Here is an 18,333-nt window from a genome sequence, read left to right on the forward strand (position 1 = left end):
GTGACCGGATCGGCGTTTGCCGTCGCTATCGTGGGTATGTCTTGCAGGATGCCGGGGGCGGCCGATCTCGACAGTTTTTGGCAGTTGCTCACGGAGGGGCGCGCCGCGATCGGCGCGGCTCCCGAGAGCCGGGGGAGTATTACCGAGCGAGCCGGATTCGTCGGCACCGCAGGGGAGTTCGACGCGGATTTCTTCGGGGTTTCGCCGAATGAGGCGCGGGCACTCGATCCGCAGCAGCTGCTGGCGCTGGAGCTGAGCTGGGAGGCGCTCGAGGACGCGGGCCTGGCCGCCACGGCGCGCGAGGCCCGGCGGTGCGGTGTGTTCCTCGGCTGCACTGGAAGCGATTTCGCCGAGATTCTGGCCTCGCGGGGCGGCCCGGGGGTCAGCCGCCACTCGCTGTGGGGTGTCGGGCGCGGCATTATCGCGAACCGCATCTCGAACTATTTCGGTTTCAGCGGCCCGAGCATCGTGGTCGACAGCGCCCAGGCATCGTCGCTGGTCGCGGTGCATCTGGCCTGTGAGAGCCTGCGCAGCGGCGAGAGCGATGTGGCCCTGGCCGGCGGCCTGAACCTGATTCTGTCGCCGACGAGCGGTGAGCGGATCGAGCAGTTCGGCGCGCAGTCGGCGCTCGGCGCCTGCTACACCTTCGATGCGCGGGCCGACGGGTTCGTGCGTGGCGAGGGCGGCGGCATGGTGCTGCTGAAGCCTCTCGCGCAGGCAATCGCCGACGGTGACCGTATTCATGGCGTCATCCGTGGCAGCGCGATCAACACCGGCAATGAACGCCGAGTGCTGAGCGCGCCGAGCCGGGATGCGCAGGCCGCGGCGATTCGCGATGCCCTGACCGCGGCGGGCGTCGAGGCGGCGTCGGTGCAGTACGTCGAATTGCACGGCACCGGCACGCCCGCCGGTGATCCGGTGGAGGCCGCCGCGCTCGGCGAGACCTACGGTGCGGGCCGGGCGCAGGACGCCCCGCTGGCCGTCGGATCGGTCAAGACGAATATCGGGCATCTGGAAGGCGCTTCCGGTATCGCGGGCCTGATCAAGACGGTGCTCTGCCTGAGCCGTCAGGAACTGGTGGCCAGCCTGAACTTCGAGACGCCGAATCCGCGAATTCCGCTCGCGGACATGGGTTTACGGGTGGTGACGGGCACCGAGGACTGGCCCGTGACCGATGTGCGCAGGGCAGCTGTGTCGTCGTTCGGCATGGGCGGATCGAATGCCCATGTGATCGTGGAGGAGGCGCCCGCCGTCGGGTCCGCCGCAGCCGCTGGTGAGCCCGGTGCGGTGCCGTGGGTGGTGTCGTCCCGCAGCGAGGCCGGTGTGCGTGCGCAGGCGGCCCGGCTGCGGGAGTGGCTGCTCCGGCATCCCGATTCGGCCACGGTCGATGTGGCGTACTCACTGCTGGCCACGCGCGCCCAGATGGAGTGGCGCGGAAGCGTTGTCGGCCGGGATCGCTCCGAGCTGCTGGCCGGTTTGGCGGCCCTGGCCGACCCGACCGCGCCCGCCGTGGCGATCGAGCCCGCCACCGGGCGGGCCGAGCAGCGCCGCATCGCGTTCGTCTTCCCCGGGCAGGGCAGCCAGTGGGAGGGTATGGCGCTGGGCCTGCTGGACGCGGGTGGGCCGTTCGCGGAGTCGATCGCGGATTGTGAAGCCGCGCTTGCGCCGTACGTGGACTGGTCGCTGACCGCGGTACTGCGCCGCGAGGCCGGCGCGCCCCCGCTGGATCGCGTGGACGTGGTGCAGCCGGTGCTGTTCGCGGTGATGGTCTCCCTGGCCCGGATGTGGCGAGCGGCCGGCGTGGAGCCGGACGTGGTGATCGGCCACTCTCAGGGCGAGATCGCCGCCGCCTATATCGCGGGCGGACTCTCGCTGCCCGATGCGGCGCGCGTGGTCGCGCTCCGATCGCGCGCGGTCGCCGAGGAACTGGCCGGTCAGGGCGGTATGGCCTCGATCGGCCTCGGCGCCGATGCGGTCCGGGAACGGTTGGCGGTGTATGGGGATCGGCTCTCGCTCGCGGCCGTGAACGGTCCGGCGCAGACCGTGATCGCCGGCGATGTCGCCGCGATGGAGGACTTCCTCGCCGCCTGCGCCCGCGACGGCGTGTGGGCCCGCCCGATTCCGGTGGACTACGCCTCGCATTCGAAGGCGGTCGAGCGGCTGCGTGATCGCCTGCTCGCGGAACTGGCGCCCATCCGCCCGCAATCCGGGTCGGTGTTGTTCTTCTCCACGGTCTCCGCCGACCGGCTGGATACCGCGGAACTGGACGCCGAATACTGGTATCGATCCCTGCGGGAACCGGTCCGATTCGCCGATGCCGTCACGGCGCTGATCGCCGACGGTATCAACGGATTCGTCGAGTCGAGTCCGCATCCGGTGCTCACGATGGGCATCGGCGTGACCGCCGAGGCCGCCGGTGCGGCTGAGAGCGTCGCCGTTGTCGGCTCGTTGCGGCGTGGCGAGGGCGGCCCGGACCGCTTCCTGGCATCGCTGGCACAGGCGCACTGCGCTGGCGTGCAGGTGGATCCGAGTGCGCTGGTCTCCGGCGGGGCGCGGATCGACCTGCCGCCGTACGCATTCCAGCGTCGCAACTTCTGGGCCGGCGCGCCGGCCATTTCCGGCGGCTCGACCGACATCGCCGAGGTCCCCGAGGACCGCACGCCCGAGAGCGGTGAGCAGGCGTGGGATGACAGCCCGCTGGCACGCACATTGCAGGCGACCCCCGAATATCAGCGCGGCGCCGTCGTTCTCGACCTGGTCCGTGAGCAGGCCGCCGCCATCCTCGGCCACGAGTCGGCCCGATCCATCCATCCAGACCTGCCCTTCACCGAGTTCGGCTTCGACTCCGTCAGCGGCGTGGAGTTGCAGAACCGCCTGACGCGCGCCACCGGTGTGCCCCTGCCGTCGTCGCTCATCTTCGACCACCCGACCGCGAATGCGGTGGTGGCGCTCCTGCAGGCCCGGGTCACCGGGACCGATCGCGGCGAGCGCCGGGTCTCGCGGCGCGCGAATACGGACGAACCGATCGCGATCGTCGGCATGGCCGCCCGATTCCCCGGCGGTGTGCGTTCCGCCGAGGACCTGTGGGACCTGCTCGCGGCGGGCCGCGACGCGATCGGTGCATTCCCCGAGGATCGCGGCTGGGACCTGGACCGGCTGTTCGACCCCGACCCCGACAAGCCGGGCAAGGTCTACACCCGTCACGGTGGATTCCTCAGCAGTGCAGGCGATTTCGATCCCGGATTCTTCGGCATCAGCCCGCGCGAAGCCTTGGCGATGGACCCGCAGCAGCGACTGTTGCTCGAAACCTCCTGGGAAGCACTCGAAGACGCGGGCATCGACCCGGTGTCGTTGCGGGGCAGCGACACCGGTGTCTTCGCCGGCGCCTGCTCGTCCGGATACGCCGGCCGGGTGACCGGCGACCTGGAGGGCTTCCGCCTGACCGGCACCTCGCACAGCGTCATCTCGGGCCGCGTCGCGTACGCGTTCGGCCTGGAGGGCCCGGCGGTGACGGTGGATACGGCGTGCTCGTCCTCGCTGGTGGCCTTGCATCTGGCCTGCCAGGCGCTGCGCCAGGGCGACAGCTCGCTGGTGCTCGCCGGTGGCGTGACCGTCGCGGCCAGCCCGTACCTGTACGTGGACTTCGCCCGCCAGCGCGGCCTGGCGCCGGACGGCCGGTGCAAGGCGTTCTCGGCGGCCGCCGATGGTGTGGCGTGGTCGGAGGGCTCGGGTGTGCTCGTCCTCGAGCGACTCTCGGACGCCCAGCGGCTCGGACACCATGTCCTGGCCGTGGTCCGCGGCAGCGCCGTGAACCAGGACGGCGCGAGCAATGGCCTGACCGCGCCGAACGGTCCGTCACAGCAGCGAGTGATCGCCCAGGCCCTCGCCAATGCGGGCATCACCGCGGTCGACGTGGACGCCGTGGAGGCGCACGGAACCGGCACGGCCCTGGGCGATCCGATCGAGGCCCAGGCGTTGATCGCGGCCTACGGCCAGGATCGCGGCGAGCGGGAACCGCTGCGGATCGGCTCGTTGAAATCGTATATCGGCCATGCGGTGGCCGCCGCCGGTGTAGCGGGTGTGATCAAGATGGTGCAGGCGCTGCGGCACGAGCGCCTGCCGCGGACACTGCACGCCGAAACGCCGTCGCCGCACGTGGATTGGGCCGCGGGCGCGGTGCGCCTGCTGACCGACGCCGAACCGTGGACCGCGGGCGACCGGGTGCGCCGGGCGGGTGTGTCGTCGTTCGGGATCAGCGGCACCAACGCGCACGTCATCCTCGAGGAAGCGCCTGCCGCACCGGTTGCCGCGGGCGACACTGCGAAGGCACAGCCGGGCAGCGCCGCACCGGTGGCGCCCGCCGAGAGTGACTGTGCGGAGACGCAGCCGGACAGCGTGGCACCGCCCATCCCAGTGCTGGTGTCGGGTAAGGGCGAGGCGGGCCTGCGCGCGCAGGCCGCCCGATTGGGTGCCTGGCTGTCCGAGCGCCCCGACATCGACATCGCGGATGCGGCCGAGGCGCTGGCGAATTCGCGGTCGCAGCTGGATTCACGCGCTGTGGTCCTCGGTCGCGATCGCGCCGAGTTGCTCGAGCGGCTGGCGAATCTCGCCGAATCGGGAACCGGCGCCGGTGTCGTCACGGGTGTCATCGGCGCGGGGACGACGGCCTTCCTGTTCACCGGGCAGGGTGCCCAGCGGATCGGCATGGGAGCCGGGCTGTACGAGGCCTTCCCGGTGTTCGCCGACGCGCTGGATTCGGTGTGCGCCCACTTCGATCCGCTGCTGGAGTGCTCGCTCCGGGACGTCATGTTCGACGGTTCCGCCGATGGCGGTACCGCTGTCCTGGATCGCACGGAGTTCACCCAGCCCGCCCTGTTCGCCTTCGAAGTGGCGCTGTACCGCTTGCTGGAGTCGTTCGGCGTCACCCCGGATGTGGTGATCGGTCATTCGATCGGCGAGATCGCGGCCGCATACGTCGCGGGTCTGTGGTCGCTCGAGGACGCCTGCCGATTGGTGGCAGCGCGCGGCCGTCTCATGGGCGCGCTGCCCGAGGGCGGCGCGATGCTGGCCGTCGGAGCGCCCGAATCCGAGGTGAACGAGGTTGCCGCCGGCTATCCGGGCCGCGTCTCGGTCGCCGCGGTGAATGCGCCACAGGCCCTGGTGGTCTCGGGTGACGAGGACGCCGTCGCCGAGATCGAGGCGCTGTTCGCCGATCGTGGTGCGAAGACGTCACGGCTGCGGGTCAGCCACGCCTTCCACTCGCATCGAATGGAGCCGATGCTGGCCGAATTCGAGTCTGTTGCACAGGATTTGACCTACAACCCGCTTCGGCTTCCCGTGGTGTCGAACGTCTCCGGTCAGCTGGCCGGGGACGAGATCATGGAGCCCGCCTACTGGGTTCGCCAGGTGCGGGGCGCGGTGCGATTCGCGCCGGGCATCCAGACGCTGATCGCCTCGGGGGTGCGCCGATTCCTGGAGGTGGGCCCCGACGCGGTGCTGGCGGCGCTGACCCGGCAGACCCTGCCCGAGGACGCCGAGTCCGCGTCGGTGGTGGCCGCGGCCGCGCGCCGGGATCACGATGAGCCCCAACAGTTCTCGACGATGCTGGCACACGCTCACACCGCCGGTGTGCGGGTGGACTGGACACCCCTGCTCGGTAGCCGGTCGGCCCGGCGAATTCCCCTGCCCACCTACGCCTTCCAGCATCAGCGATTCTGGCTGCCACCGCGTCGCGAAGCCACCGGCGACCCCCAAGCTCACCCCTTGCTCACCGGTGTATTCCCGGTAGCCGGTAAGGACGAGTTCGTCTTCACCGGCCGGTTCTCGCTGCCCACCGACCCGTGGGTCGCCGACCACATGACCTACGGCACCGTGGTACTGCCCAGCGCGACCCTGATCGAATTCCTGCTCGTCGCAGGCAGCCGAATCGATTGCGGCGTCGTCGAGGAGCTGACCCTGGAGGCTCCGATCCTCCCGTCGGAAACCGGCGAGGTCGAACTCCAGGTATCGGTGCAGGAGCCGGACCCGACCGGCCGACGCCAGTTCAGCTTCTACTTCCGCAAGGCCGGCCGCGCGGGCGAATGGGTCCGCAACGCCAGCGGTGTCCTGGCCCCCGCCTGGGACGGCGATGACGTCCTGCTGGACCAGCTGCGCGCCGAGGCATGGCCGCCGGCCGACGCCGAAACCCTCGATACCGCATGGATTCCCGAGCGAATCGCGAAGGGTTCCGGACTCGAATACGGCCCGGCATTCCTCGGTGTCGACGCCGCCTGGCAGCGGGACGGAGCCGTCTTCTCCGAGATCACCCTGAACACGGCCGCCGCGCCCGAACCGGAGCGATTCGATCTGCATCCGGCCCTGCTCGACCTGGTGATGCACGCCGGGCTGGCCGGGCTCATCTGGCGCGATCAGGACAGTGACCCCGACACCGGTCGATTGCTGTTCCGCTGGGGCGGCGCGCGACTACATCAACCGCTGGTCAAGGCGACGACGCTGCGGGTCATCGCGGTCGAGAGCGGCCCGGAGACCATCTCCGTTGCGACCGTTGACGATTCGGGGCGGCCCGTGGTCTCCGTCGATGCCGTCGTCATGCGGCCCTATGACGTGAAACAGATGCGCGGCACTCTCGCCGCGGATGACGCCGACCTCTATGACATCCAGTGGACGCCGACGGCAGCGGCGACACCGGGTCCCGCCGCGGACCGGATGGCTGTGCTCGGTTCAGCGCCGGTCGCCGGTATCGCCACCCACGCGCCGACCCCCTCGGAACTCGCTGCAGCACAATCGATTCCAGATTTCGTGACCTGGCTTCCGCAAGACGCCGCCGCGGCCGGCGATCCCACGGCCGTCGGTGGCTACCTGGAATCGGTACTGGCGACGGTACAGTCGTGGCTCGCGGAACCGCGTCTGGCCGACACCCGACTGGTCGTGGTGACCTCGAACGGCGCCGCGCTGACCGGCGAGACACCGGATCTCGCCGCGGCAGCGGTCTGGGGCCTGATGCGCAGCGCCCAAACCGAATACCCGGGCCGATTCGTTCTCCTCGACACCGACTCGTCGGCCGACGCGCCCGCCGTCGACCAGGCGATGGTCGCCGCAGTGATCGGGACCGGCGAACCGCAGGTCGCGGTGCGCGCCGGAGCCTTGCTCGTGCCCCGGCTGGCGAAGACGCGAGCCGACCACGACGCCGAGCCCGGATCCTCCTTCGGTACCGGCACCGTCCTGATCACCGGCGGCACCGGTGGCCTCGGCGCACTGCTGGCTCGGCATCTGGTCACCGCGCACGGCGTCCGCCATCTGATGCTGGTGTCCAGGCGCGGCGAAACCGCCGACGGCGCAACCGAATTGGTGCATGAGTTGTCGGAAGCCGGTGCTTCCGTCCGCGTCGCGGCCTGCGATGTGGGCGATCGGGAGGCCATCGGTTCGCTGCTGGATTCCCTCGACACCGATCATCCGCTGACCGCCGTGATCCACGCGGCGGGCGTCCTCGACGACGGCACCCTCGCGGGCCTGACCGCCGAGCAATTGCGGCGCGTGTTCACCGCGAAGGCCGCCGCCTGGCACCTGCACGATCTCACCCGTGACCGGAACCTGTCCGCCTTCGTGCTGTTCTCGTCGGTCGCGGCGACGATCGGTTCGGCGGGACAGGGCAACTACGCGGCGGCCAACGCCTTCCTCGATGCCCTGGCGCACCGTCGCCGCGCCGCAGGGCTGTCGGCGATTTCCCTGGCCTGGGGGCCCTGGAAGTCCGCCGGCGGCATGACCGGTGGGTTGGACCGCAGTGCCCTCGCCCGCTGGGAAAGGCTCGGCCTGCACCCGCTCGCGCACGACGAAGGCCTGCGGCTGTTCGATGCGGCGACCGGCCGAGCCGCCGCGCACCTGGCGGCGATCCGGTTCGACCCGGCCGAACTGCGCCGCGAAGCGGGCACCGGTGCCGTGCCGTCGGTACTCCGCGGGTTCCTGCCCCGCACCACGACTCAGGCTGCCGCCCCGTCGAGTTCGCTGGGCGCGCGCCTGAGCCGGGTGCCCGAGGCCGACCGTGCCGAGGTGGTGCTCGACCTGGTTCGCGAGCACGCCGCAGCCGTGCTCGGACACGGTTCGGCCGAAGACATCAGTCCCACCGAACGATTCGACGCTCTGGGATTCGACTCGCTCGGCGGCGTCGAATTCCGCAACCGGCTGGCGAAGGCCACCGGTATCCAACTGCCGTCCACCCTGGTCTTCGACCACCCCACCGCCGCGGCGGTCGCCACCCTGCTGCACAGCAAGATCGAGGGAACCGAATCCGGTTCCAAACCGACCCGCGTCTCGCGCCGCGCCCGCATGGACGAGCCCATCGCGATCGTCGGCATGAGCTGCCGATTCCCCGGCGGCGTCCGCACTCCCGAGCAGTTGTGGGATCTGGTCCGGTCCGGAACCGATGCCACCACGGAATTCCCGGACGATCGCGGCTGGGATCTCGAGCGCCTGATCGACCAGGATCCGGACAAGCCCGGAACGGTCTACAGCCGCGGAGGCGGATTCCTCGACGACGCAGCAGATTTCGACGCGGGCTTCTTCGGAATCAGCCCGCGCGAGGCCCTGGCGATGGACCCGCAGCAGCGGCTGCTGCTGGAAGCCTCCTGGGAGGCACTGGAGGAATCCGGTATCGACCCGATCACGTTGCGTGGCAGCGATACCGGCGTGTTCGCGGGCGCATGCGCCTCGGGCTATGTCGACAATGTCACCGGCGACCTGGAGGGATTCCGGCTGACCGGCACCACCCACTCCGTCGTCTCCGGCCGCGTGGCCTACGTCTTCGGTCTCGAGGGACCGGCGGTCACCATCGACACCGCCTGCTCGTCCTCACTGGTCGCGCTGCACCTGGCGTGCCAGGCATTGCGTCAGGGCGAGACCTCGCTGGCGTTGGCCGGCGGCGTCACCGTGGCCGCAACCCCGTATCTCTCCGTGGATTTCGCGCGGCAACGCGGACTGTCGCCGGACGGCCGCTGCAAGGCGTTCTCCGCCACGGCGGACGGCGTGGCCTTCGCCGAGGGCGTGGGCGTCCTGGTCCTGGAGCGGCTCTCGGACGCCCGGCGTCAAGGCCACGACATCCTGGCCGTCATTCGCGGCAGCGCGGTCAATCAGGACGGCGCCAGCAATGGCCTGACCGCGCCGAACGGCCCGTCGCAGGAGCGCGTGATCGCGCAGGCCCTCGCCAATGCCGGGCTCACGCCCGCCGACGTGGATGCGGTGGAAGCGCACGGGACCGGCACTCCGCTGGGTGATCCCATCGAAGCCAACGCGTTGATCGCCGCCTACGGGCAGGATCGCGGCGACCGCGAGCCGCTGCGCCTGGGATCGATCAAATCGAATATCGGTCACACCGTCGCGGCCGCCGGTGTCGGCGGCGTGATCAAGATGGTGCAGGCGCTGCGCCACCAGACCCTGCCCCCGACCCTGCACGCGGAAACACCGTCCCCGCACGTGGATTGGTCGGCCGGGGCGGTGCGCCTGCTGACCCGTCCGGAACCCTGGCCTGCCGGGGGAATGGCCCGCCGGGCCGGTGTGTCGTCGTTCGGAGTCAGCGGCACCAATGCCCACCTGATCCTGGAGGAAGCGCCCACCGCACCGGTCGTCTCGTCACCGGCCGCCGACGGCCCGCGCACGGTGCTGCCGTGGCTGGTGTCGGCCAAGAGCGAGAACGCCCTGCGCGCACAGGCGGCGAAACTGCACCGGTGGCTGATCGATCACCCCGACGCCGACGCGGCGGACGTGGCCTACTCGCTCGTCACGACACGTGCCCGGCACGAGTGGCGGGCAGCGGTCCTCGGCGGTGATCGCGACGAACTGATGGCGCGGCTGACGAAGCTGGCCGCCGGATCCGACTCTGCCGGAGTGGTTTCCGGCACGGTCGGCTCCGGGAAGACCGCCTTCCTCTTCACCGGTCAGGGCGCGCAGCGGGTCGGCATGGGCGCGGGTCTCGCCGCCGCCTTCCCGGTGTTCGCCGCGGCGTTGGACGAGGTATGTGCCCGGTTCGATCCCTTGCTCGGATGTTCCCTGAGGCAAGTGATGTTCACCGGACACCTGATCGACGATCACGGCGTCGCCGCCGAGACCGGCACCTTGGATCGGACCCGACTGACGCAACCCGCGCTGTTCGCGTTCGAAGTGGCGATGTACCGGCTCCTGGAGTCCTTCGGCCTGGCCCCGGACCTGGTGGTCGGGCACTCGATCGGCGAGCTGGCGGCGGCGTACGTGGCCGGTGTGTGGTCCCTGGACGACGCCTGCGAGCTGGTCGCGGCCCGCGGACGACTGATGGAGGCGCTGCCCGCGGGCGGTGCGATGCTGGCCGTCGCCGCGACCGAGACCGAGGTCGCTGCCATGATCGCCGGATTCGGTGACCGGGTAGCGGTGGCCGCGGTGAATGCGCCCGCGGCCGTGGTGGTCTCGGGTGACGAGGACGCCGTCGACGAGATCGACCGTCGGTTCACCGAGCAGGGACGCAAGACGAACCGCTTGCGGGTGTCGCACGCATTCCATTCGCCTCGGATGGAGCCGATGCTGGCCGAGTTCGAGACCCTCGCCGCGCGCGCAACGTTCAATGCACCGCGAATTCCGTTGGTGTCGAACGTTTCCGGCCGGATCGCGGGCGACGAGATCCTGGCGCCCGGGTACTGGGTGTCCCAGGTGCGTGCCGCGGTGCGTTACGCCGACGGTGTCGAGACGCTGACGGCGTCGGGCGTGCGCCGGTTCCTCGAGATCGGCCCCGACGCGGTGCTGGCGGCGATGACCCGGCAGACACTCCCCGCGGAGGCCGAGGCCCGATCAATGGTCGCCGCGGCCGCCCGCCGGGACCACGACGAGGTCGAACAGTTCCTGACGATGCTCGCCCAGGCGCACAACGCCGGGGTGACGGTCGACTGGAACCAGCTGTTCACCGCCCGCCCGATGGCGCGAATCACCCTGCCCACCTACGCCTTCGACCATCGGCGGTACTGGCTCGAACCCGGTCCGGAGCAGCACCGCGGCGCTGCCTCGGAACACCCGCTGCTCACCGATGTGGTGCGGGTGGCCGACCGTGACGAGTGGCTGTTCACGGGACGGCTGTCGCTGCGCGCCCAGCCCTGGATCGCCGACCACACCACCTACGGCGTGGTGCTCGTCCCGAGCGCCGCGCTCATGGAGATGCTGCTGGTCGCCGGTCGGCGGATCGGCTGCGACGCCGTGGAAGAACTCACCCTCGAGGCGCCGATCCTGCCGCCGGCGGAGGGCGAGGTCGAACTCCAGGTCCTGGTGCGCGAACCGGACGCCGAGGGCCGCCGATCGTTCACCTTCCACTACCGCCTGACCGGCGATGCCGCCGACGGCGAATGGACCCGCAATGCCAGCGGTGTGCTCAGCGCCCGGCAGTTGATCGACATCGGGCTGGTGGACATGATGCGCGCCGCTTCCTGGCCGCCCGCCGATGCCGAACCGGTGGACCCCGAATGGATTCCGGCCCAGGTGGCGCGTGCCGCCGGACTGGAATGGGGACCCGCGTTCTTCGGCATCGAGGCCGCGTGGCGCAGCGGCGACACGGTCTTCTCCGAGGTCGCCCTGACCGAAGACACCCCGGCCGACCGGTTCCGGCTGCACCCGGCGCTGTTCGACATGGTGATGCATGCCGGACTCGCCTGCCTGATCTGGCCCGACCACCAGGGAGACGCGTCCGAGGGCAAGCTGCTGTTCCGCTGGGGCGGAACGCAATTCCACACCGCGTCCACGGTGACCAGGCTGCGGGTGATGGCCATCCAGCGCAGCAGTGAGGCGATCTCCGTCGTGGCCGTCGACCAGGACGGCAACCCGGTCGTCAGCATCGACGAAGTACTCATGCGCTCCTACGACGTCCAGCAGTTCCGGGCGGCGCTGCCCGGCGGCCGCGCGGCACGGTACGGGTTGCGCTGGGCCCCGGCGGAGGTGCTCGCCGACGTCCCGGCCGGGAGCATGGCCGTGCTCGGGGCCGGGCAGGTGGCCGGAATCGACGAGCAGTACCCGGATCTGGCGGCACTCGCCTCGGCTCCGATCGTTCCGGGCGTCGTGGTGTGGTCCGAAGCCGCAGCGCCGCACGATGATTCGCAGCCATCCGCACGCGATCGGGTCGATACCGCCCGGCTTACGGTGCGGGACTGGTTGGCCGGCGAGCGATTCGCGCGGTCGCAGCTGGTCGTGGTGACCAGCCGGGCGGCAGCGCTGCCCGAAGAGACACCGGACACCGGATCGGCCGCGGTGTGGGGACTGATCCGCAGCGCCCAGACCGAGTATCCGGGGCGGATCGTACTGCTCGACGCCGAGGAATCCGCTGGTGTGCAGCACCTTTCGGCCGACTCGATCCGAGCCGTGATCGCGACCGGAGAACCGCAGGCGGCGGTGCGGGGCAATGGTGTCCTGGTGCCGCGACTACAGGCGCTGGCATCCTCGGCGGCCGAGCGGGTGTCGTTCGGTCCCGGGACGGTGCTGATCACCGGCGGTACCGGGGGATTGGGTGCGCTGCTGGCCCGCCACCTGGTCGCCGAACACGGGGTCCGGCACCTGCTACTGGTCTCACGCCGCGGCGAGAGTGCCGACGGTGCAACAGAACTCGCGGCGGAACTGACGCGATCCGGTGCCGAGGTACGGATCGCCGCCTGCGACGTCACCGACCGCGACGCGCTTCGGGACCTGCTGGCCGCCGTGCCTGCGGAGCATCCGCTGACCGGTGTCGTCCACACCGCGGGCGTGCTCGACGACAGCGCGTTCCACACGCTCACCGGCGACCGGATCGACCGGGTGTTCGCCCCCAAGGCCGATGCGGCGTGGACTCTGCACGAGCTCACCCTCGACCTGAAGCTGTCGGCGTTCGTGATGTTCTCGTCGATCGCCGGCGTGATCGGTTCGGCCGGGCAGGCGAATTACGCTGCCGCGAACAGCTTCCTGGACGCCCTCGCGGTGCAGCGCCGCGCCGCGGGACTCCCGGCGCTCGCGCTCGCCTGGGGGCCGTGGCAGCAGGACATCGGTATGACCGGCGTCCTGGATCGTGCCGCCATGAACCGGTTGGAGCGACTGGGCCTGGCCCCGCTGGATCGTGCCGAGGGCCTGCGCCTGTTCGACGAATCGCTGACCACGGCGGAACCGGTGCCGGTGCTGGCGCGGCTGGACACCGACAAACTGCGTATGGAATCGCATTCCGGTCCGGTGCCCGCGGTGCTGCGCGGATTCGTTCGCACCCGGGCCCGGTCGGTCACAGCGCCGAGCAGTGCGCAGTCACTCGGAGACCGCCTGCACGGTGTGGCGGAAGCGAAGCGCCGCGGGTTCGTCCTGGACCTGGTGCGGGAACACGTGGCGGCGGTCCTGGGCTACGGCTCGGCCGACGACATCGGAGCCGATCGGGGCTTCAACGAACTCGGTTTCGATTCCCTCGGCGGCGTCGAGTTCCGAAACCGGCTGGCGAAGGTGACGGGGCTGTCGCTGCCCTCGACCCTGGTGTTCGACTATCCGACGGCGGGTGATGTCGCCGACCATCTGCTGGCGCAGACCGTGGTGACCGCGCCGGCGCAACCGCCGTCGGCGACGGCCGACGACCTGGCGCGGCTCGAGGCACTGCTCGAGCGAATCATCGCCAACAGCAGCGACAACGACGAGATCGTCACCGGATTGCGGGGCGTCAACGAGCGCCTCGTCGCCCACCTGGGCGGTACGTGGTCGCGCAGCGGCTACGACGATCTCGAATTCGATTCCGACACTGCGCTATCCGACAGTGAGCTCTTGGATCTGATCGACGAGGAGTTTGGCCCAGCATGAGCAACCCCGGCACCAGCAACGAGGAACGGCTCAGCCGGTATCTGCGCAAGCTCACCGGAGACCTCCGCGCCGCCAAGAAGCACATTCAGGATCTGGAGGACCGGGCCGGCGAGCCGATCGCGATCGTCGGCATGAGCTGCCGCTATCCGGGTGGGGTCGAAACTCCGGCGCAGCTGTGGGATCTGGTCGCCTCGGGCACCGACGCCATCGGGCCCTTCCCGGCCGACCGCGGCTGGGACCTCGAGCGGCTGTTCGACACCGACCCCGATACGCCGGGCACCATCTACACCCGCGAAGGCGGATTCCTGGATGCGGCAGGCGATTTCGACGCCGGATTCTTCGGGATCGGCCCGCGCGCGGCCCTGGCGATGGATCCGCAGCAGCGCCTGTTCCTGGAAGCAGCCTGGGAGGCCCTGGAGGATGCGGGCATCGATCCGGTGTCGCTGCGCGGCAGCGACACCGGGGTCTTCGCCGGTGTCATCCATCAGGACTACGGCCCCCGCGTGGGTTCGCCGGGCCTGACCGCCGAGGCGGAAGGCCATGCCTACCTGGGTGTTTCCTCCAGCATCCTCTCCGGCCGGGTCGCCTTCACCTTCGGTTTCAAGGGGCCGGCGCTCTCGGTGGACACCGCGTGCTCGTCGTCGCTGGTCGCCCTGCACCTCGCGTGCCAGGCGCTGCGGCAGGGCGACACCTCGCTCGCCCTGGTCGGCGGCGTCACCGTGATGTCCGATCCGGCCCTGCTGATCGCCTTCGGCCGCCAGCGCGCGCTGTCCCCGGACGCGCGGTGCAAGGCCTTCGCGGCGGCGGCGAACGGGACCGGATTCTCCGAGGGCCTCGGCATGCTCGCGGTGGAGCGACTGTCGGATGCCCGCCGTCTCGGCCACCCTGTCCTCGCGGTCATCCGCGGCAGCGCGATCAACCAGGACGGCGCCAGCAATCGCCTGACCGCACCGAACGGTCCGTCGCAGGAAAAGGTGATCGCGCAGGCCCTGGCCAATGCCGGTCTGACGCCCGGCGACGTCGATGTGGTCGAAGCGCACGGCACCGGCACCACCCTCGGCGACCCGATCGAGGCCCAGGCGCTGATCGCCGCCTACGGTCGCGGTCGCGTCGGAGCTCCGCTGCGCCTCGGCTCGCTCAAGTCGAACATCGGGCACACCTCGGCCGCGGCCGGTGTCGGCGGCGTGATCAAGATGGTGCAGGCGCTGCGGCACGAAACGCTGCCCGCCACACTGCATGTCGATGCTCCGACCCCGCACGTGGACTGGTCGGCGGGCTCGGTGCGGCTGCTCACCACGGCCGAACCGTGGCCGGCGGGGGAGCGGGTGCGTCGCGCCGGTGTGTCCTCCTTCGGCGCCAGCGGCACCAACGCGCACCTGATCCTGGAAGAGGCCCCCGCTCCGGAGGAGGCCGCCGCCGAACCAGCGGACCAGGCCCCCGATCAGGGTGCGCAGACCGTGGCGTCCGATGTCTCCGCCTGGCTGGTCTCGGCGAAGACCGAGGACGGCCTGCGTGCGCAGGCGGGCAAACTGCGACAGTGGGTGACCGAACACCCCGACCTGACCACCGACGAGATCGCCCATTCGCTGTTGACGACCCGCGCCCGGCTGGACTGGCGGGGCACGGTGGTCGCCGGCGACCGGGACGCCATGCTGGCCGGACTGGCAGCGCTGGCCGAACACGGATCGGCGAGCACCGCCGCGGGCGTGACGGCGGCGCAGGCGGTCACGCGCAAGGCAGCCTTCCTGTTCACCGGGCAGGGCGCACAGCGGGCCGGAATGGGACGTGAACTGGCCGAGGCGTTTCCGGCGTTCGCCGCCGCGTTGGACGAGGTGTGTGCGCAATTCGACCCGCTATTGGGCGGATCGCTGAAGCAGGTGATGTTCACCGGCCGGCAGGTCGGCGCTGCCGATGCCGCCGTGCTGGATCGGACCGAGTTCACCCAGCCCGCACTGTTCGCCTACGAAGTCGCGCTGTGCCGGCTCCTGGAATCCTTCGGTGTGACACCGGATTTCCTGATCGGCCATTCGATCGGTGAGCTGGCCGCCGCGTACATCGCCGGTGTGTGGTCGCTCCCGGACGCGTGCCGGCTGGTCGCGGCGCGCGGCCGCCTCATGGGCCGGCTGCCCGAGGGCGGCGCGATGCTGGCCGTCGCGGCCACCGAGCGCGAGGTGTCCGAGGCGCTCGCCGACCATGCGGACCGCGCGTCCATCGCCGCCGTGAATTCGCCTGCGGCCGTGGTGGTCTCCGGTGACGAGGACGCGGTGACCACGCTCGAGCAGTGGTTCACCGACCGTGGCCGCAAGACCTCGCGGCTACGGGTGTCGCACGCGTTCCATTCCCACCGGATGGACCCGATGCTGGCCGAGTTCGCCACTGTCGCACGGGAAGTGATCTATCGCCGCCCGCAGATTCCCCTGGTCTCGAATCTCTCCGGCCGGATCGCCGGTGATGAGGTACTCGAGCCCGCGTACTGGGTCCAGCAGGTGCGGGCGAGCGTTCAGTTCGCCCGGGGCGTCGAGACCCTCGCGGCCTCGGGTGTGCGCCGGTTCCTGGAGATCGGTCCCGATGCGGTCCTGACGGCCATGACCCGGCAATGCCTGCCGGAGGACCTCGAATCCCAGTCGTCGGTGATCGCCGGAGCCCGCCGAGGCCGAGCCGAGGTCGAACAGTTCGTCACCTGCCTGGCCCACGCGCACACGGTCGGCCTCGAGGTCGACTGGACGGCGTTCTTCGCCGGTCGGCCGGTATCGCGAGTGTCGTTGCCCACCTATGCTTTCCAGCGCCGCCGCTACTGGCTCGACGCTGCACAGAGTACCGCCGGTGTCGAGTCCGCGGGTTTGGGTGCGGTGCAGCATCCGCTGCTGGGCGCGGTGGTCTCGGAACCCGAATCCGGTGGCGTGTTGTTGACCGGCCGGTTGTCGGTGGCGACCCATCCCTGGCTGGCCGACCATGCGGTGGCCGGGTCGGTCCTGCTGCCCGGGACCGGTTTCGTGGAGCTGGCGCTGCGCGCCGGCGCCGAAGCCGGGTGCCCGGCGATCGAGGAACTCACGCTGCGGGCGCCCCTGGTCCTGCCCGCGTCCGGCGGTGTCCAGATCCAGGTGGTTGTCGGCGGGCCGGAAGATGAACTCACGCAACGGCCGGTATCGATCTACTCTCGCGCCGAACAGGATCGCGACGGAGAGTGGGTACTCAACGCGCGGGGTCTGCTGACCACTCGCGACGACGCCACCGAACCCGAATCGCAGACCTGGCCGCCTGCCGAGGCGACCGGTCTCGATGTCTCGGCCGCCTACACGGCGCTGCTGGCACGTGGTTACGACTACGGCCCGGCGTTCCAGGGTGTGCGGGCGCTGTGGCGACGCGGCGACGAGGTGTTCGCCGAGGTCGCCATCGATACGGACTCCGGGATGCGAGCCGAGGGTTTCGGAATCCATCCGGCACTGCTGGACGCGGCCTTGCAGGCGGGACTGCTTGCCGGGGTGTCCGAAGACGCTGCGGGACAGCCGGATTCACCGTTCACGGTAGCGGCGGGCCAGGTGGTGTTGCCGTTCTCCTGGGAGTCGGTGTCGCTGTACGCGGCCGAAGCGTCGGTGCTGCGCGTGCGTCTGACCACGACCGGATCGTCGGTATCGGTGTGGGCGGGCGACGAGCAGGGACAACCTGTGCTGTCGGGTTCGGTGACGCCCCGCTCGATGCCATTGGCGCAGCTGGCCGCCGCCGGAGCGACCGGCGCGGCCGATCCGCTGCTGGAACTGGTGTGGTCGCCGACCACGTCCGAGCCCGTGGCGGCGGATGCCGTTGTGGGCCAGTGGGATCGGTTGGATCCGCAGTCACCGGTACCGCCGGTGGTGGTCGTCGAGGCCGGGTCCGGCTGGAACGAACACACCGGCACCGACGTGGTGACCACCACCCACACCGAGGTCGCACGAATCCTCGAGGTGGTGCAGGCGTGGCTGGATCAGGACCGGTTCGCCTCGAGCACCCTGCTGGTCGCCACCCGCGGCGCGGTCGCCCTGCCCGGCGAAGATCTCACCGACTTCGCGGGCGCCGCCGTGTGGGGCCTGGTGCGTACCGCGCAGACGGAGGACCCGGGCCGAATTGTCCTGGTGGACTCCGACACCGGCCTCGACGAGCGACTCGCGGCCACCGTCCTGGCCGTGGACGAACCCCAGGTGGTCGTGCGCGCCGGCGTCACCCACACCGCTCGACTCACCCGGCCGACACCCGTGTCTTCCGCAAGCGGTGACGAAGCTTCCGCCTTCGGCGCGGGAACGGTGCTGATCACCGGCGGCACAGGCGGTTTGGGTGCCGTGGTGGCCCGGCACGTGGTCGTCGAGCACGGCGTCCGGTCGCTGCTGCTCGTCAGCCGCAGCGGTTCGCAGGCCGAGGGCGTGCCAGCGCTCTGCGACGAGTTGACCGACCTGGGCGCACAGGTGCGAGTCGCGGCCTGTGACGTCACCGCCGCCGACGCGGTGGCACGACTCCTGGCCGACGCACCCGAGCCGTTGACCGCCGTGATCCACGCCGCGGGTG

At 70.6% G+C, this 18,333-nt stretch carries 2 protein-coding genes (1 of these 2 running past the window's edge); both read left to right on the forward strand.

All coding sequences use genetic code 11. The annotated features are described in order from the left end of the window. Complete coding sequence (locus ACWEKS_RS33400; protein ID WP_452343785.1) at positions 1-13,797, forward strand: type I polyketide synthase; 13,797 nt, start codon at positions 1-3, stop codon at positions 13,795-13,797. Then, on the forward strand, positions 13,794-18,333 hold the beginning of the coding sequence (locus ACWEKS_RS33405; protein ID WP_452343786.1) for an SDR family NAD(P)-dependent oxidoreductase. The gene runs 11,240 nt beyond the window's last position; 4,540 of the gene's 15,780 nt are visible here — the first part of the coding sequence; the start codon lies at positions 13,794-13,796; its stop codon lies off the right edge, out of view. Before ACWEKS_RS33400 ends, ACWEKS_RS33405 begins: the two co-directional genes overlap by 4 nt.

This window comes from Nocardia sp. NPDC004711 (assembly GCF_053601595.1).